The organism is Streptosporangium sp. NPDC004379 (assembly GCF_042873875.1).
Lineage (GTDB): Bacteria > Actinomycetota > Actinomycetes > Streptosporangiales > Streptosporangiaceae > Streptosporangium.
This window is the reverse complement of the sequence record NZ_JBIAMC010000005.1, coordinates 457,602-473,873: the sequence shown is the minus strand read 5'-3', so window position 1 is coordinate 473,873 and position 16,272 is coordinate 457,602. Positions and strand designations below refer to the sequence as shown.

At 68.2% G+C, this 16,272-nt stretch carries 15 protein-coding genes and 1 pseudogene; 9 read left to right on the top strand and 7 right to left on the bottom strand.

The window, feature by feature from the left end; all coding sequences use genetic code 11:
- Positions 1 to 185 precede the first annotated feature (185 nt).
- Positions 186 to 3,320: a tetratricopeptide repeat protein gene (locus ACFYSC_RS14320; RefSeq protein ID WP_389961060.1), complete on the bottom strand. Its 3,135-nt coding sequence runs from the start codon at positions 3,318 to 3,320 to the stop codon at positions 186 to 188.
- Between the two features lie 308 nt (positions 3,321 to 3,628).
- Between ACFYSC_RS14320 and ACFYSC_RS14315 the strand changes: the two are divergent.
- Positions 3,629 to 4,165, top strand: a pseudogene (locus ACFYSC_RS14315) (transposase family protein); the annotation flags it as partial.
- 164 nt (positions 4,166 to 4,329) lie between these two features.
- Here ACFYSC_RS14315 and ACFYSC_RS14310 read toward each other — a convergent pair.
- The 4 genes from ACFYSC_RS14310 to ACFYSC_RS14295 form a co-directional block, all read right to left on the bottom strand.
- On the bottom strand, positions 4,330 to 4,791 hold the full coding sequence (locus ACFYSC_RS14310) for an ATP-binding protein (protein ID WP_389961058.1): 462 nt from the start codon (positions 4,789 to 4,791) through the stop codon (positions 4,330 to 4,332).
- Entirely contained in the window at positions 4,788 to 5,135 is a 348-nt protein-coding gene (locus tag ACFYSC_RS14305; protein ID WP_389961056.1) for a hypothetical protein, read from the bottom strand. Before ACFYSC_RS14305 ends, ACFYSC_RS14310 begins: the two co-directional genes overlap by 4 nt.
- Before the next feature lie 315 nt (positions 5,136 to 5,450).
- Entirely contained in the window at positions 5,451 to 6,665 is a 1,215-nt protein-coding gene (locus tag ACFYSC_RS14300; RefSeq protein ID WP_389961054.1) for a helix-turn-helix domain-containing protein, read from the bottom strand.
- A 4-nt stretch (positions 6,666 to 6,669) separates the two neighbouring features.
- Positions 6,670 to 7,188, bottom strand: coding sequence for a flavoprotein (locus tag ACFYSC_RS14295; RefSeq protein WP_389961052.1), 519 nt, complete (start codon positions 7,186 to 7,188; stop codon positions 6,670 to 6,672).
- A gap of 189 nt (positions 7,189 to 7,377) precedes the next feature.
- On the opposite strand from ACFYSC_RS14295, the gene ACFYSC_RS14290 reads away from it, so the two are divergent.
- Both ACFYSC_RS14290 and ACFYSC_RS14285 read left to right on the top strand, forming a co-directional pair.
- Positions 7,378 to 7,977 (top strand): hypothetical protein, encoded by a 600-nt coding sequence (locus tag ACFYSC_RS14290; RefSeq protein ID WP_389961050.1) that lies wholly within the window; start codon positions 7,378 to 7,380, stop codon positions 7,975 to 7,977.
- A gap of 193 nt (positions 7,978 to 8,170) precedes the next feature.
- Entirely contained in the window at positions 8,171 to 9,169 is a 999-nt protein-coding gene (locus tag ACFYSC_RS14285; protein WP_389961048.1) for an aldo/keto reductase, read from the top strand.
- A gap of 93 nt (positions 9,170 to 9,262) precedes the next feature.
- On the opposite strand, the gene ACFYSC_RS14280 is transcribed toward ACFYSC_RS14285, so the two are convergent.
- Both ACFYSC_RS14280 and ACFYSC_RS14275 read right to left on the bottom strand, forming a co-directional pair.
- Positions 9,263 to 9,802, bottom strand: coding sequence for a hypothetical protein (locus ACFYSC_RS14280; protein ID WP_389961046.1), 540 nt, complete (start codon positions 9,800 to 9,802; stop codon positions 9,263 to 9,265).
- A gap of 297 nt (positions 9,803 to 10,099) precedes the next feature.
- Positions 10,100 to 11,242: an ROK family protein gene (locus tag ACFYSC_RS14275; protein ID WP_389961044.1), complete on the bottom strand. Its 1,143-nt coding sequence runs from the start codon at positions 11,240 to 11,242 to the stop codon at positions 10,100 to 10,102.
- Between the two features lie 104 nt (positions 11,243 to 11,346).
- On the opposite strand from ACFYSC_RS14275, the gene ACFYSC_RS14270 reads away from it, so the two are divergent.
- The 6 genes from ACFYSC_RS14270 (at position 11,347) to ACFYSC_RS14245 (ending at position 16,270) form a co-directional block, all read left to right on the top strand.
- Positions 11,347 to 12,075 (top strand): amino acid ABC transporter ATP-binding protein, encoded by a 729-nt coding sequence (locus ACFYSC_RS14270; RefSeq protein ID WP_362936105.1) that lies wholly within the window; start codon positions 11,347 to 11,349, stop codon positions 12,073 to 12,075.
- A 21-nt stretch (positions 12,076 to 12,096) separates the two neighbouring features.
- Positions 12,097 to 13,014 carry a glutamate ABC transporter substrate-binding protein gene (locus tag ACFYSC_RS14265; RefSeq protein ID WP_389961042.1) on the top strand — a complete coding sequence of 306 codons (918 nt, stop codon included), beginning with the start codon at positions 12,097 to 12,099 and terminating at the stop codon, positions 13,012 to 13,014.
- Positions 13,014 to 13,658 (top strand): amino acid ABC transporter permease, encoded by a 645-nt coding sequence (locus ACFYSC_RS14260; RefSeq protein WP_389961040.1) that lies wholly within the window; start codon positions 13,014 to 13,016, stop codon positions 13,656 to 13,658. The genes ACFYSC_RS14265 and ACFYSC_RS14260 overlap by 1 nt, the downstream gene beginning before the upstream one ends.
- The gene (locus tag ACFYSC_RS14255; protein ID WP_389961038.1) at positions 13,655 to 14,479 is read left to right on the top strand and encodes an amino acid ABC transporter permease; all 825 of its coding nucleotides are present in this window, start codon (positions 13,655 to 13,657) and stop codon (positions 14,477 to 14,479) included. The genes ACFYSC_RS14260 and ACFYSC_RS14255 overlap by 4 nt, the downstream gene beginning before the upstream one ends.
- 67 nt (positions 14,480 to 14,546) lie before the next feature.
- Positions 14,547 to 15,527, top strand: a complete 981-nt coding sequence (locus ACFYSC_RS14250; protein WP_389961134.1) for an asparaginase — start codon at positions 14,547 to 14,549, stop codon at positions 15,525 to 15,527.
- Positions 15,524 to 16,270, top strand: a complete 747-nt coding sequence (locus ACFYSC_RS14245; RefSeq protein WP_389961036.1) for a copper homeostasis protein CutC — start codon at positions 15,524 to 15,526, stop codon at positions 16,268 to 16,270. The genes ACFYSC_RS14250 and ACFYSC_RS14245 overlap by 4 nt, the downstream gene beginning before the upstream one ends.
- Positions 16,271 to 16,272 lie beyond the last annotated feature (2 nt).

The following is a 16,272-nucleotide window of genomic DNA, read 5'->3' as shown; positions in this document are numbered from 1 at the left end:
GGAAGGTCACCGGGAGGCATGTACACGGAGCGACGGCTTGACCCCAGGCGCCCGGCCCGGCATGGCTACGCCTGCCCGACGAGGTGACGACCGCCTAACGATGGATCTGTCTCGTCTGCTCGGGAACTGGCCGTGCTCAACATCGCCTCCACCGAGCCCGATCAGAATCCCGTAGGGCTTGACGGTCATCTCCGTCCGGTTATCAGCTTCAATCGGTGCCCACCGAGCCTGTTCGATAGTGCGTTAAGGAACTCCTGAGTGAGCGACGGCCAGTTCCAAAATTTGAGCGCCACGTGGACGAATGCCCATGGCCCCGAGATATTCCAGTCGCTCAGATGGGCCATTGCCCCGCATGCCTCACAGAGGCGTTGAATCGAACCGCCCGTCATCCATTCATATATAGGCGTCACGAACTTGTCCCACTCGGGAGTTGCTAGTCCGTCTTTCCGCAGCCACGCACGGAACCCGCACGCGGGACATGCGACCGACTCACCCGTCATCGGATAGCAGATGATGCGCCCGCTCGCGAAAGACACTCCGGTCGGACGTTGGCTGTTTTCGGTTCCGCGCCGCTGATATATGCCATTATCGTCCCACCTGAATGGGATGCGTTCTGCTTCAATAAGGCCAGCTTCCACCATCCACGTCCTAGCTGTCCGAACTCCCTCATGTGCGTCACGTTCGGTCGCGTCAAGGTCGGCCACCCACTGGTAGTCCTGCCCTTCAGCGAGTGTGATTCCACAGGTCATGAACCGTTCTACAGCAAAGGAATCGTCATGCGGCGCTAACTCCAATGCCCGGGTAAGGTCGTCGACTGCTTCCTGTCGCTGCCCCGCTGCGCGATAAGTTACAGCCCTGTGTCCCAAAGTCCATGGATCATCCGGACTCAACGCGATAGCGGCAGTGAAATCAGCTATTGCTTCATTGAACCTGCCGAGCATCCTGTAAGCTTCGCCTCGCGCGCCAAGAGTGTCAGCGGAATAGTCGGCAGCTACTGCTGCGGCGAAGTCGGCCAAGGCTTCGGCATAGCGGCCTTGCTTGAGCCTGGTTCTACCTGACCCCACCAAGCCAGCCGCAGGATTCGATGCCAGGTTCGCGGCTTGCTGGAAAGCATCGACGGCGGCGTCCATACGCAAGAGCATTCGTAGAGACCAGCCTCGCTTCCAATGCGCCCAGGGGTCGTCAGGCGTGCTTTTTAGGACGGTTGCGAGATCGTCTAGCGCTTCCTCATATCTTCCCATGTCATAGAGGATGTCTGAGCGATCACTAAGGATCCGGAATTCTTCAGGAGCCAACTGCACTGCTTGATTTGCATCAGCTAGCGCCTCATCATACCTACCGAGACCCTGATAGGTATGCATGCGAAGAATCAATTGCCATGTATTCTTGGGCTCCAGCGTGATGGCGGTAGTAAAGTCATCTAGAGCAGCTTCATAGCACTTCTGTTCTTTGTGCATAATGCCGCGATGCGTGATATACCAAAAATCATCGGGTTTAAGTTCGACCGCGCGAGTGACGTCTGCCACGGCCTCCTCAAGTTGCCCTAGCGCGGCTAGCGTCCTTGCTCGTCCGAGCCAATCCCAGGCGTCGTCAGGCTTCAGCTCTAGTGCCCTGTCGAAATCGAGCAATGCTTCCTGATACCGCTCCAATCGCCGGTAAACCTCGCCACGCCAGGCGATGGCTAGCTCATAATCGGGATTGAGAGTAATCGACCTGTTATAGAAGGTGACAGCGGCTTCTGAGCGTCCGGCTTCATGTTCCACCCAGCCGCGGCGGTAATATGCCTCGTGCAACTTGTCGGTAGGCAGGTTTGGGCTGTGGATGAGCACATCGAGGTAGGCGCCCAGTCCTTCGTCAGTGGCTAGGGCATCACGTAACTGCCGCCCCAACTCCAGCATCACCGTCGTGTCGCTATCCGTTCCTGCTTCCGCTATCACCTCGGCCCATCGACGCGCGACCGCCACTCCCTCTGCTGCGGCACGTACTGCATGACCGAGGACTACGCCAAGCTCACCTCTTGGATCGGCACACAATCGGTGATAGCACTCTTCCGCCAGGTAGTTGCGCCATTCCGCATCCTCCCAGCCATGTCTAGGGGTCAGGCCGAGCCCTTCGCGGCGCTCCTTATAAGCTTTGGTGAGCTTGCTATGCGTATCACTCCACCGCTGGGGTGACATTTTCCTACTCAACCGCAGCATCGGTTCTCTTACGACCTCGTGATAAGTGCAGACACCGCCGTCTCTGGTCACGAAGCTCTGCCCATGCAGCCACCGGTAGAGTTCGGTTGCATCACCGCCCACCAGCACCTGCACAAGATCCTGATCCAGTTTGCGAGGTAGTGCAGCCAGTAGCGCAAGATCCTCGCGCGCCGGGTCGTCCACCCACTGTAGAAAGCGGCGAACCAGGCTCTGTGAGGTGTCCTTGACCGAATCGGGGCTGCTCGGGCGTTGCTTCGCCAGCGTTGCGACGGCTAGAGGTAAGCCTCGGGAGATTTTGTTGATCTCAGCGATCACTGTCTCGTCGCGCACGGCTCCGTGCCAGAGGAACTGCCGCACCTCTACCTCAGTGAAGGCAGCCAGCGGCATGTCGGTCAGCACGCCTAGGTAGGGCGACCACAAGTGTGGATCGAGAGGCTCCCGTCCAGCGACGGTGATCACTAAGTCAAGCGGCGCGTCACCGTACCTGCCCTCGAAAATCGATCGAAGCCACTCGTCCAGGTACTGTCCCGTCCGTTCGTAGGTGTCGAAGAACAGCGCAAGAGGCCGGTCGACCTCGCACAACCCCTTCAAAAAGGCTGGAGTAAGCACGTCCACTGGAGCCTCAACGAGGCGCAAATCTTCCCGCACGAGGGTCTCGGCTACCTGCTGGCCGTCGATTGCCTTGGTGAGCGGGGCAGCGACCGGCAACAATGTATCCACGGTGCCTTTGGTCATCTCTGTGGCCAACTTGACAAAGGTCCGTGCTCCGCCGCCCTCTGGTGAACGTCTGCGCTTGTCGTAAGCCTCGTACAGCTTCGTGAAACGGCCGAGCTTTGCGCCCTGCTGTTCTAGCTGAGTTGCGATCGAGGACATTGCCTCCACAACTTCGAAGCTTGAGTCGCCAACCATCGCAGTTAGCCACCTGCGGTCCCTAGCTGCATCGCTCAGCCTGCCTAGTAGAAAGGTCTTCCCCATGCCGCCCGCTCCGTGTACAGAAAAGAGAGGACTGCGCAGGTCATGATCAGGCGGGTACTCCAAGTTCTGGCAGAACAGGGCTAACTCTCCACCACGCCCGATGAACTCCGACTGCTGAGCTTTGCGCAGGCGATCCTGAAAGGACATAAGACGATTCCACCACGAAACGCCGGTCGAGGCATAGCTTTCAGGGAGGAAGGATCAGCTACCGTACATGCTGTTTTTCCAGGTCATGCAGCGTTTCGGTCGGGGCCATCTTGCCGTGATGGCTCGCCCGTAGGGCCTCCCCTCTAACCCGATGCACCGCCGCACTCAGTGAGCCTTTTTCATCCTCGGTGGGATGGGCAGCGGGTCACAGCATGATCGCGGGTGCAGCGTTCGCCTGATGACATAGAGAAGCCCCTGGTAGACGGGTTGATCACCACAATCACGTCCGTCACAACCAGGAGCTCCGGGTGCTGTTCTACCGTGCCGCGGTCGATTTGTCGCGCTCAACGCTGAACTACGTGGCCGGAGTCATCCGGCGGCACCGCACCACGATCGGCACCCCTTGGCGGCGGCTCACCCCCGGCCAGCAGGCCCTGCTCATGCTGGTCCACCTGCGCAAAAGCGAGACGTTCACCGAGCTCGCCGCCGGCTTCGGCGTCTCGGTGGCCACCGCCTGGCGGTACGTGCAAGAGACGGTGCGCCTGCTGTCAGCCCGCTCGCCGAGGCTCGACCGGGCACTGCGCACGGCCAGGCGGGACGGACTGCACTACCTGGTGCTGGACGGCAGGCTCGTCTGCACCGACCGGGTCAAGGCCGACCGGCCGTACTACTCGGCCAAGCACCGGGGCCATGGCATGAACATCCAGGTCATCGCCTCCCCGGACGGAACGATCATCTGGACCTCCGGTGCGCTGCCGGGCTCAGTCCATGACCTGAGCGCCGCCCGGATCTGGGGCATCCTGCGCGCACTGGAGCAGGCCGGCGCCCTCACCCTCGCCGACAAGACATCCGATGGGCGTAAGAGTCAAGCCGCGCCTGGCGGCACTGCGCTCCGGGTCGGGTTGCCATCGAATAGCGAGGCCACGTGGTTCATGGTCATCGCTGATCGGGTGCGGCGGCACGACTATCTATGGGGGAAGGCCGCACCGCCGCCCCAGCTTTCAAAAAATCAGCGATAGGTGAGCTGCACCCAGACCGCGCGGCCTATCTCCGGGTCGTAGTCGGTTCCCCATCCGCTGGACAGGAAGTCCACCCACGCCAAGCCCCGCCCGCCGAGACTGTCACTGTCGGCAGGCCGCATCGCGGGGACGTTGACCGCTGAACCCTTGTCGATCACCTCGACATGGACCAGGCCGTCCCCCAGGCCGACGCCGACCGTGATGATCTCGTCAGGGTGTCCCGAGTCGCTGTGCAGGATCGCGTTCGTGACGACCTCACTCACCAGCAGCTCCACCGTCTCCAGAGCTTCCGCCGAGGCCGTGATGTGCGCACTCAGCACCTGCCGCACCCAGTGACGCGCGTCCGCCGCCGACTGCGGCACGCCGTAGAAGTCCCGATGGTCGAGGAACCGCAGCCCGTTCCAGCGCAGCAGCATCGCCTCGAACGCCTCATAGACGGCTTCCCGGCTCACCGCGCCACCGCCTTACGAATCGTCTGCGCCGCCCCCTGGTCAAGGGCGTCGATCCACTGATTACGGCCCCGGCCCCACTGGCAGATCCAGTCCTGGCCCAGCCTGCGGGCGATCACCCGAAGAGGCCGCCGCGTCCCCTGCGCCGTCAGGAACGGCTCCTCGATCAGCGGAAGCTCAAGCAGCGTCGCCACGCCCAAGGCGCGCAGGTCCCACGCCAGCCGGACGAGATGGATGTACCGGTCTTGCTGCACCGTCCCCAGGGCGGGCCGCCGCGTGAGGGAGGCCGGTTGCGCCTGGTCAGCCGGTGTCGCCTCACCCGGCGGCATGGCTTTAGAGTGATCCACGGATCGCACCTCCAGAGTGCGGTCAAGGACCTGCCGGACGATGGCGTCGTTCCGGCAGGTCCGCCGTTACTGCCCTCGTCAACCTCGCGGACGATGCGCCTGGCCCGGCTTCCGCAAGATCAGGGATAACGGGGTGCGACGTTTCGCGCCGTGCGCGCGTGACGCTGGCATAACCCGGACTTCCCTCCTGGCGGTGGCCTGTTACGGGCGGCGGCTGCACGCCAGGAAGAACCGTAGATTCGTGCCAGGGGCCGGACCCGTACCGCAGTGAGGGTAAGGAACCCGCACTTTTGTGCGGGTCGGTGCGTCACCGCATCAGGCGATGCCCGCTCGCGTGGCCAGGCCCCGGAGTTGCGGTGTGCTGGCCCGGTGCTCGCGCTTGAGGAGCTGAGTCAGCAGTTCACGGGTGCGCCCGCCATAGCGGACGAGTTCAGGAGAGAGCTGTTCGGCCAGAAGGAGCATGTTCACCGACGCGGCGTCCTTGCGCTGAGTGGCGTATGCCCGCGCAAGATCCAGGTGGACCTGTGCGCGACGCCCGACCAGGCCCGGGGCCATGACCCCGACGTCGAGTGTTTCCGCCTTCGCGATGGCCTGCCGTGCGTCTCCCGACTCCACCGCTGCGGACACCTCGTGAATGGTGACGTTGGTCAGCCCGAAAGCGCTCCAGAAGTCGTTGCGATCCTCGCCGAGGCGTTCGGCAACCCGGCGAGCCTGGGTGAGAAAAGCGCTTACGGCCGTCCGGTCATGCTGGGCAGCGGCGGCTGTGACCGCGACCAGGTACAGCGCGCCGAGCATCGATAGTGATCGGGGGTCACCGTGTCGGACGGATCGGTGTAGAGCGTCTGCCGCGCGGAGCACGAGCCCAAGCGCCGCGTCCGGCTCGTGGAGACGGACGAACACGTAGCCGAGACGATAGGCGCTCACGGCGGCCAGCAACGGTCGTTCGGCCTCTTCGGCTGCGGCCAGCGATCGGTCAGCGGCCAGCCAGGCGAGGTCGGGTTCTCCGACGCGCCGCAGCGTGGTCGTGGCGCAGTGGTAGGTCAGCGACCGAAGTGTCTGGTAGGTCCGGCGCCGGTGCGTCGGGGCATGACGGCTGCCGAGTTCGGTCGCCACGATGAGCCCTGGCAGGCGTCTGCCCACCTCGTCATACTGGGTCGCTTGGTAGAGCCGGTTCACCCGGCGGATCTCGTGACGCAGCCAGACGAAGCTCTCCGGTGAGCCTTCCACCTGCCGTGGGTCGATCAGTGAGGACAGGCCGTCGTAACTCATCATGGCGTGACGGATGGCGGACGCTGCCTGGTAATGCATCGTGGTGTCCGTTTTCGCGGTGGTGAGGTCTTCGGCGGCCAAGCCCAGGATCTCGCCCAAGGCGTTGATCACGCTGTGGCTGTCCACCTTGCGTTGCCCGCGCTCGACCTGACTCAGCCAGCTCTCCGAACGACCGATCAGTCCCGCGAGGACGGCCTGTGACAGGCCACGGCGACGGCGTGCCCGAGCGATCCGCTGACCGATGTCCTTGCGGGCATCCACACCATCACCCCTGTGAGTGTCGTCCCCCGACAACGCTGCGCAGTTCCTGAATGATCTGTTCCCAGGATGGCATGCGGGCATGTGACGGCGCATCGGGATCGAACAGCACCCGGACGCCCATCTCTCGCAGCGTCTCCACGCTCCGGCCGAAGGCGAGATGCCGTGCCAGTGCGTCTTTCAGTAGAGGGACGGCGACGATGGGAACGCCGAACCCCGTCACCTCGCACAGCAGGCCGACCGCGAAGGTGTCCGCCAGCCCACCGGCCCACTTGTTGATGGTGTTGAACGTCGCCGGAGCCACCACCACCGCGTCAGCTGGTGGCAGCCCTTTCGGCTCGCCCGGCATACGGTATGTGCTGCGCACTCGATCCCCGGTCAGCCGCTCCAACTCGTCGGCATCGACGAAGCGGGTACCCATGGGCGTGGTGACCACGTGTACCTGCCAGCCGTCCGCCTGAGCGAGCACTACCAGGCGAGCGAGGTCGGCCGCCGCCGGAGCGGCACACGCGACCACGTACAGCACTCCGCACGTCTCCATACCGCGTGATCCTAATCAGAGCCGGGCGGCCATCACGGCCGGGTGAGACGTCGTGAAATCTAGGCGTTCTGGCAGTCGCAGGGGTGCTAGCACACTGGCCGGCTTCCGGTAGACGCCGGCTCATGCCGGTTCCTGTCCGTTCCTGGTGGCCGTCCGGGGCGTTACGGTGCCGAGGTGATCAATAGAGATGGTGCCCGACTGGGCGTGATGGCCGCCCACCGCCTGGCGGAACTGGAGTGCTGCGAGATCGCTCCTGGGTTGACGGACGCGGAGTTCGACCGCATCGAGAGCCGGTACGGCTTCACGTTCGCCGACGACCATCGGGCCTTCCTCGCCACCGGTCTGCCCGTGAGCCAGCCGTACGAAGAAGGACAGACCTGGGAGAAGCCCTGGCCGGACTGGCGCAACGGAGACCCCGATGAGCTGCGTAAGCAGCTCGACTGGCCCATCGATTGCCTGTTGTGGGACGTCGAGCATGGTCATTGGCGCGAAGGCTGGGGCGAGCGGCCTGACACGACTGAAGCAGCTGTAGCGACGGCCCGATCGCAACTGGCCGAGGTGCCCAGGATGGTTCCGGTGTACGCGCACCGGTTCCTACCGGCGGGCCACGGCACTTCCGGACACCCGGTTCTGTCGATGCGAGGTGGGGACATCATTTATTACGGCTCTGACCTGCTCGACTACATCGGCCATGAGTTCGAGGAGTCACCGCCCGAGTTTCGGGAGGACTGGAGTCCGCAAGCCACCGTGCCCTTCTGGCGGGACTACCTGTGACGGGCGCTTCAGAACTCGGCGTAGCAGGATGAACAGCGGTTGAAAGGACGCGCGGACTCAGGGCTGCCGGCCTTCGTCGGATGCACTCCATGAGATCCGAGCGGAGGACTCGACAGCCCCCTCCCCCGTGATCTCCGCCCGGAATGCCGGTCGTAGGGTGGGCTGGCGTAGGGGATTTACGGGAGGTTTCACCATGGAGTACACGCGCCTGGGGTCCACCGGGTTGAAGGTGTCGCGGATCTGCCTGGGCATGATGAGCTACGGCGACCCGGCCCGGGGCAGTGAGTGGATCCTGAACGAGGAGGCGGCCGAGCCGATCGTGCGTAAGGCGGCCGAGGCGGGGGTGACGTTCTTCGACACCGCCGACACCTACTCTCAAGGCAGCAGCGAGGAGGTCACCGGCCGCCTGCTGTCGAAGATCTTCACCGACCGGGACGACTACGTGCTGGCCACCAAGGTCTTCTTCCCCGTCGGCCCGGGTTCCAAGAAGGGCGGCGCCGCCAACGACCGGGGCCTGTCGCGCAAGCACATCATGTCGGCCATCGACGCCTCACTGCGCCGCCTGGACACCGACCACGTGGACCTCTACCAGATCCACCGCTGGGACCCCGACACCCCGATCGCCGAGACCATGCAGGCCCTGCACGACGTCGTCCGCGCCGGCAAGGCCCGCTACCTCGGTGCCTCCAGCATGAGCGCCTGGCAGTTCGCCAAGGCCCAGCACGTCGCCGAGACCAACGGCTGGACAAAATTCGCAGCGATGCAGAATCACTACAATCTTCTCTACAGGGAAGAGGAGCGGGAAATGGTGCCGCTCTGTCTCGACCAGGGTGTGGGGATGATCCCGTGGAGCCCGCTGGCCCGGGGCCTGCTCGCCCGCGCGGGCAGGCAGCAGGAGGAGGGCACCGCGCGCGCCGGGAGCGACCCGCGCATCGGCGCCCTCTACGGCGACGCCGAGAACGACTCCCGGATCCTCGACCGGGTCGCCGAGGTGGCCCGGGAGCGCGGTGTCGCCCCGGCGAGCGTGGCGCTGTCGTGGCTGCTCAAGCAGCCCGGGGTGGCCGCTCCGATCATCGGCGCGACCAGGGCCGGGCATGTGGACGACGCCGTGGCGGCGGTGGAGGTGGATCTCACGGACAAGGAGATCGGCTTCCTGACGGAGCCGTACCGCCCGCGCGCCGTCGCCCTGTGACGACCGTCGCCCCATGACGGCCGTGGTCCTCTGGCGGCCGCCTTCTGACGGCCGCCGGGGTCGGCCCGCCGTACGGCCGTCGCCGCGGTGGGTTCAGCCGGTGGCGGCCTGGTGTTCCGCCAGGGTCCGGAAGGTCAGGAGCTGTTTGCGCATCATGAGCAGGTCCCCCCAGGCCAGGGCGCGGCGGCGTGCCTCGTTCAGCGCTCCTCGTTCGGCGCCGAGCAGGGCCTTGACCACCAGGCGGGTCGCGCCGGTGTCGTCCGTACGGACGTCGTAGGTGAGGGCGAGGTCGCCGAAGAGCCGGCGGCCGGGGCCGGGGAGCATCCGCAGGGTCATGTCCCGGCCGGGGGTGAAGGAGACCAGCTCGAAGATGGTCATGACCCGCTGGCCGGCCGTCAGGTCCTCCGCGCCCGGGGTGAGGGTGCGGGGGCTCCTGCGGCCGAGGTTGTCGAGGAGGTCGTAGCTGTAGGGGGCGACGCGCATCTGGCAGAGCCAGCGGTAGACGACGTCGGGCGGGGCCTGGACCGAGACCGCGCGGAACCACGTGCCGCCGGGGGCGGGGACGCGGTCGTCGCAGGGGTAGGAGCGCGCGGTCTCCTCCGGGCGGACGCCCCAGTGGGTGGGCAGGGCCATCGGCCGGACACCTCCTCGGGCAGCGGCGGAGGCGGATCGCCCGGCGTCTCACGTCTTCCGCAGGAGAAGCGGGAAAGGCCGTATCCGCTGCGGTCAGCGTAACAACGGAAGATCGGCCGCGCCCGCCGGCGTGACCCATCTCACCGTCGCGGAACCCGGTGGTGGCACCGCGACCGCGACTTCGCGGCTCCGCACGAGGAACGGCGCATCACCGTCGCGGACCCTGGCGGGTGGCACCGCGACCGCCGCTTCGCGGCCACGGACGAGGAACGGCGCGCCGGACGGTGGGGAGCGGGGTCAGGCGAGGACGGCGTCCAGGAGCAGTGAGCCCGCGCCGAGCAGCGCGGCGTCGGGGCCGGTGCGGGTGACGGCGATCTCCAGGTCGCGGGTGGCCAGCGGCAGGCACCGTTCGTAGACGGCGGCGCGGACCGCCGAGATGAGCGGCTCGGCGCCGGACAGGCTGCCGCCGACCACGATGGCGTCGGGGTTGATGAAGTTGACCAGGACGGTGAGCACCTCGCCGATGAGGCGGCCGGCGTTCCTGACCAGGGCGGTGGCCTCGGGTACGCCGTCGGCGACGAGGTCCGCGACGTCGGCGGGCCGGTGTACGGCGAAGCCCTGGTCGGCGAGGGCGCCCATCAGCGCGGCGCCGCTGGCGTAGGCCTCCAGGCAGTCGGGGTGGCCGCAGGAGCACATGGCCGAGGAGTCGGCGCGGACCCGGACGTGGCTGATGTCGCCGGCCGCTCCCCTGCCCCGGTGCAGGCGGCCCTCGACGATCAGGCCGCACCCTATGCCGCTGCCGGCCTTGAGGACCATGAGGTTGTCGCAGCCGGGCCAGGCGCGGGCCTCGCCGACGGCCATGAGGTTGGCGTCGTTCTCGACGAGGACGGGCAGGTCGTAGCGGGCGGCGAGGTGGTCGGCGACGGGGAAGGCGTTCCAGCCGGGCATGCGGGAGGGGGAGACGACGCGGCCGGTGGCCGGGTCGACGGGGCCGGGGATGCCGGTGCCGACCCCGCGCAGCGGGACGCCGGGCGGGGCGTGGGAGCGCAGCAGGTCGTCGAAGGCGGCGGCCATCCAGTCGAGGGTGGCCTCCGGGCCCAGGGCGATGTCGCAGGGGCGTTCCTCGACGACGAGGGGGACGCCGCTGAGGTCGAGCAGGGCCAGGCGGGCGTGGTGGGTGCCGAGGTCGGCGACGGCGAGCAGGCCGGCGGTGGGGCTGACGCGCAGCCGCCGGGGCCGCCGCCCGCCGCGTGAGGTGCCCGCGCCCTCCTCGACGAGGAGGGCGGCGTCGAGCAGCTCCTCGACGCGCAGGGAGACGCTGGAGGGCGCGAGCCCGGAGAGGCGGGCCAGTTCGGCGCGCGACTCGGCCTGGCCTGTGGCGACGAGGCGCAGGAGGTCGCCCTGGGCGCCCCGCACGGGCAACCTCTCTTTGCCTGTCATGGCAGAAGGAATACCACGGCCTGACTTACTACGGCAACGTGTTGACTTCCACCAGAATCATCCATTACGTTCCGCCTTGTCTTCGATTTCGAAGGAAGTTGGCGATGATCCAGGTCAAAGGGCTGAACAAATGGTTCGGCGACCACCATGTGCTGCACGACGTCGACCTTGAGGTGGCTCGGGGCGAGGTCGTCGTGGTGATCGGACCCTCGGGGTCCGGCAAGTCCACGCTGTGCCGCTGCCTCAACCGGCTGGAGAGCGCGGGCTCGGGCGAGATCCTCATCGAGGGCGTCCCCGCCCCGGTCGAGGGCCGCGAGCTGGCCAGGCTCCGGGCCGACGTGGGCATGGTCTTCCAGTCCTTCAACCTCTTCCAGCACAAGACCGTGCTGGAGAACGTGATGCTCGCGCCGATGAAGGTGCGCGGCGCCGCCCGCGCCGAGGCCGAGCGGACCGGCCGGGAGCTGCTGGCGCGCGTCGGCATCGCCGAGCAGGCCGGCAAGCTGCCCGCGCAGCTGTCGGGCGGCCAGCAGCAGCGCGCGGCGATCGCGCGGGCGCTGGCCATGCGCCCCAAGGTGATGCTCTTCGACGAGCCCACCTCGGCGCTCGACCCGGAGATGGTCGGCGAGGTCCTGGACGTGATGGTCGGCCTCGCCGCCGACGGCATGACCATGGTCGTCGTCACCCACGAGATGGGCTTCGCCCGCCGGGCGGCCGACCGGGTGGTGTTCATGGACGGCGGCCGGATCGTCGAGACCGGTGAGCCGAACGCCTTCTTCGAAGCCCCCAAGACGGACCGGGCCAGGGACTTCCTGGCCAAGGTACTCACGCACTGATCGCAAAGGATGGTGGGCCCGATGGTCTCCCTCAAGCGGGTGGCCGCTGTCGCCGCCGTGTCGATGATCGGTCTTTCGGCCTGTTCGGGCACCGACTCGGCCGCCCCGGCGGTGCCGGGCGAGCCCAAGGCTCCCGGCCTGCTCGCCGACGCGCCGGTCGCGGCGGCGGCCGACATCCTCCCCGGCTCCACGATGGAGAAGATCAAGAAGCGGGGTGAGCTGATCGTCGGCGGGTCGCTGGACGCGCCGCTGCTGTCGCAGCAGAACCCGGTGAGCGGCGAGGTCGAGGGCTTCGACGCCGACATGGGCAAGGCGCTGGCCAAGTACATCATCGGCGAGCCCAAGGTGAAGATCGTCAACTCGGCGTCGGAGACCCGGGAGGCGCTGCTGGCCAACGGCACCGTCGACGTGGTCTTCCAGACCTACACGATCACGCCGGAGCGGGCCGAGCAGGTCGCCTTCGCCGGGCCGTACTACTCCTCGGGTCTGAGCATCGCGGTGAAGAAGGGTACGGCCGGCATCGCCAAGCCGGAGGACCTCAACGGCAAGACCGTCATCGCCGGCGCCAACACCCCCGCCATCCCCGCGATCAAGAAGGCCGCGCCGCAGGCGAAGATCGTCACGTTCGGCAGCGACCCCGAGTGCGTGCAGGCGCTCAAGCAGGACCGCGGCGTCGCCTACGTCCAGGACGAGACGCTGCTGGTGGCCGACGCGCAGAAGGACCCGTCCATCCAGGTCGTCGGCAAGCCGTTCACCAGCGACCCGTACGGCATCGGCCTCAAGCACGGCGACGACCGGTTCAAGAAGTTCGTCAACGACTGGCTGACCAAGACCCAGGGTTCCGGGCTGTGGCAGCGGATCTGGAAGAACTCCCTCGGCACGGTCGTGCAGGGCGAGGCTCCGGCTCCCCCGCAGATCGGCTCGGTGCCGGGCTCCTGATGTCGGCCGTCCTCGACCACCTGCCCGAGTTCTGGGCGGGACTGCTGGTCACCCTCCAGCTCACCGCGGCGTCGTTCGCCGGCGCCGCGGTGGTCGGGCTCGTGATCACCGCGATGCGGGTCAGCCCGGTCGGGGTGCTGCGCGCGATCGGCACGGCGTACGTGGAGACCTTCCAGAACCTGCCCCTGTTGGTCCTGCTGGTGCTCGCCGTCTTCGGGCTCCCGGAGATCGGGATCAAGGCCGGCCTGCTGACGACCGCGGTCGTGGTGATCGCCCTGTACGAGGCCGCCTACATCGCCGAGGCGCTGCGCTCGGGGGTCAACGCGGTCGCCGGCGGGCAGGGCGAGGCGGCCCGCGCGCTGGGGCTGACCTTCGGCCAGTCGCTGCGCCACGTGGTGCTGCCGCAGGCGCTGCGCACCGTGATCCAGCCGATCGGCAACGTCTTCATCGCGCTGACGATGAACACCTCGCTCGCCGCGGCGGTCGGCGTGGTGGACCTGACCGCCGCCGCCAACCGGGTGAACCTCGCGGAGGCCCAGCCCATCCCGATCTTCGTCGGGGCGGGCCTGGCCTACGCGCTGATCGCCGCCTGCGCCGGGTTCGTCACCGGACGGCTCGAACGGCGGCTGGGGATGGTCCGATGAGCAACCTGCTGTTCGACGAGCCCGGTCCCCGCGCGCGCCGCCGGATCCGGATCGCGACCGTGGCGGGGGCCGTCGCGGTGCTCACCCTGCTGGCGCTGGCCGTACGGCAGTTCGCGGCCAACGGGCAACTCGACGCGGCGCGCTGGCAGCCGTACGCGACCTGGCCGATGTGGCGCTACCTGCTGACGGGACTGTGGTCCACGGCGCTGGCGGCGGTCGTCTCGGCGGCGCTGGCGATGGCCGCCGGGCTGGCGCTGGCGCTGGGCCGGCTGTCGCGGCGCCGCTGGGTCCGCCTGCCCGCCGCCGCGTACGTGGAGGCGGTACGGACGATCCCGGCGCTGCTGCTGGTCTACGTCGTGCTGTTCGCGCTGCCCCGCTACGGGCTGGACCTGCCGCTGTTCTGGAAGCTCACGGTGCCGCTGGCGGTGTCGAACGCGGCGGCGTTCGCCGAGATCTTCCGGGCCGGGATCCTGTCGGTCGAGCGTGGTCAGGGTGAGGCGGGCCTGGCGGTCGGGCTGACCCCGGGCCAGACCATGCGGATGATCGTGCTGCCGCAGGCGGCCCGGCGCGTGCTGCCGTCGATCGTCAGCCAGTCGGTCGGCCTGCTGAAGGACACCTCGCTCGGCTTCGTCGTCAGCTACGCCGAGCTGCTCTACAGCGGCAAGGTCCTGGCGACCTACAACGGCCTGCTGATCCAGACCTACATCGTCGTCGCGCTGATCTATCTCGTGGTCAACGCGTCGCTGTCCAAACTCGCCCGCGTCCTGGAGGCCCGCCGGCCGGGCGTCCGCCCGCCCCGAAGGAGATTCGCCCGTGTGTGAAGTCGCCGCAGACCCGTCCCGGACCGGGTCCGCGCCCGCCGGGGACCCACGCGCCGCCGCCCCCGCCGTGTCCGCCGGGGACCCGCTCCCGGTCGGGCGGTCCGGTTTCGCCGCGCTCGCCGAGGTGGTGCGCTCGGGGTTCGTGGAGAGCGTCCACTACGGCAGCGCGGTGGCCCTGGGGCCCGGCGGCGAGATCGCCGTCTCCCTGGGCCGGCCGGACGCGCCGGTGCTGCCGCGCTCGTCGGCCAAGCCGTTCCAGGCGCTGGGCTGCCTGCTGTCGGGCGCCGCGCTCGCCGGTCCGAGCCTGGCCATCGCCGCCGGCAGCCACACCGGACAGGACGCGCACGTGCGGTTGGTCGCCGAGATGCTCGGCGGGGCCGGGCTCGGGTTCGACGCCCTGGGCTGCCCTGCCGACTGGCCGGAGGACGAGGCCGCCCGGCACGCGATGATCAAGGCCGGGCAGGGGCCCTCCCGCGAGCGGATGAACTGCTCGGGCAAGCACGCCGCGATGCTCATGGCGGCGGTGGCCTCCGGCTGGGACACCGCCTCCTACCTCGACGCGGGCCATCCGCTGCAGCGGCGGGTCCGCGAGGCGGCCGAGGAGCTGTCGGGCGAGGAGACCGCCCACGTCGCCGTGGACGGGTGCGGCGCCCCGCTGTTCGGGCTGTCGCTGACCGGGCTGGCCCGCGCCGCGCGGGCCATGGTGACCGCTCCGGAGGGCACGGCCCCGCGCGCGGTCGCCGACGCGATGCGCGAGCACCCCGAGTACGTCGGCGGCACAGGCCACGTCAACACGACGCTGATGCGGGCGCTGCCGGGCGCGATGGTCAAGGGCGGGGCCGAGGGGGTGCTGGTGGCCGCGCTCGGCGACGGGCACGCGGCGGCGGTCAAGGTCATCGACGGCAGCCCGCGGGCCACCACGGCGATCGCGCTGGCCGCGCTGCGGGCCGCGGGCGCCGACGTGGCTCCGGCGGCCGGGTTCGAGAACGTTCCGGTGCTCGGCGGCGGCGTCCCCGTCGGCGAGATCCGCACTTTGGGGGAAAAATGAGTCTTAAGTATGAAATCTGCATCGACAGTACGGCGGGCGCGCTGGCGGCCGAGCAGGCCGGGGCGGACCGGGTGGAGCTGTGCTCGGCCCTGTTCGACGGCGGCCTGACCCCGACCCTCGGCGCCGTCGAGACGACCCTGGCCGCGGTCTCCTCGATCCGCGTCCATGTGATCATCCGTCCCCGGGGCGGCGACTTCATCTACGACGGGCACGAGATCGCCGCCATGGAGCGCGACGTGGCCGCCGTCCGGGACGCGGGCGCGCAGGGCGTGGTCATCGGCGCGCTGACCCCGTCCGGCGAGGTGGACACCGAGGTCGCCAGGCGGCTCATCGACGCGGCCGGGGACCTGTCGGTCACCTTCCACCGGGCCTTCGACATGACGGCCGACCCCTTCGCCGCCCTGGAGACGCTGGCCGGCCTGGGCGTGGACCGGGTGCTCACCTCCGGCCAGGACGTCACGGCGCTGGAGGGCGCGCCACTGATCGCCTCGCTGGTCGAGCGGGCCGGTGACCGCCTGGTCGTGATGCCGGGCGGCGGCATCACCCCGCGCAACGTCGGCCGCGTCATCGAGGCGACGGGGGCGCGGGAGATCCACTTCGCGGCGCTGGTGGACGCGCCCAGCCCTGCGACGCACCGCAACCCCCACCCGTTCATGGGCGGCGAGCTGCGCCGTCCCGAGTACGCCCGCCAGGTCACCTCGCCGGGCCTGGTCTCCGAGGTGATCGCCGCGGCCGGCGCCTGACA

Coding starts and splice junctions, on each gene's coding strand:
- ACFYSC_RS14320 (WP_389961060.1), bottom strand. CDS start 3,320: ATGTCCTTTCAGGATCGCCTGCGCAAAGCTCAGCAGTCGGAGTTCATC.
- ACFYSC_RS14285 (WP_389961048.1), top strand. CDS start 8,171: ATGGAGTACACGCGCCTGGGGTCCACCGGGTTGAAGGTGTCGCGGATC.
- ACFYSC_RS14280 (WP_389961046.1), bottom strand. CDS start 9,802: ATGGCCCTGCCCACCCACTGGGGCGTCCGCCCGGAGGAGACCGCGCGC.
- ACFYSC_RS14275 (WP_389961044.1), bottom strand. CDS start 11,242: ATGACAGGCAAAGAGAGGTTGCCCGTGCGGGGCGCCCAGGGCGACCTC.
- ACFYSC_RS14270 (WP_362936105.1), top strand. CDS start 11,347: ATGATCCAGGTCAAAGGGCTGAACAAATGGTTCGGCGACCACCATGTG.
- ACFYSC_RS14265 (WP_389961042.1), top strand. CDS start 12,097: ATGGTCTCCCTCAAGCGGGTGGCCGCTGTCGCCGCCGTGTCGATGATC.
- ACFYSC_RS14260 (WP_389961040.1), top strand. CDS start 13,014: ATGTCGGCCGTCCTCGACCACCTGCCCGAGTTCTGGGCGGGACTGCTG.
- ACFYSC_RS14255 (WP_389961038.1), top strand. CDS start 13,655: ATGAGCAACCTGCTGTTCGACGAGCCCGGTCCCCGCGCGCGCCGCCGG.
- ACFYSC_RS14245 (WP_389961036.1), top strand. CDS start 15,524: ATGAGTCTTAAGTATGAAATCTGCATCGACAGTACGGCGGGCGCGCTG.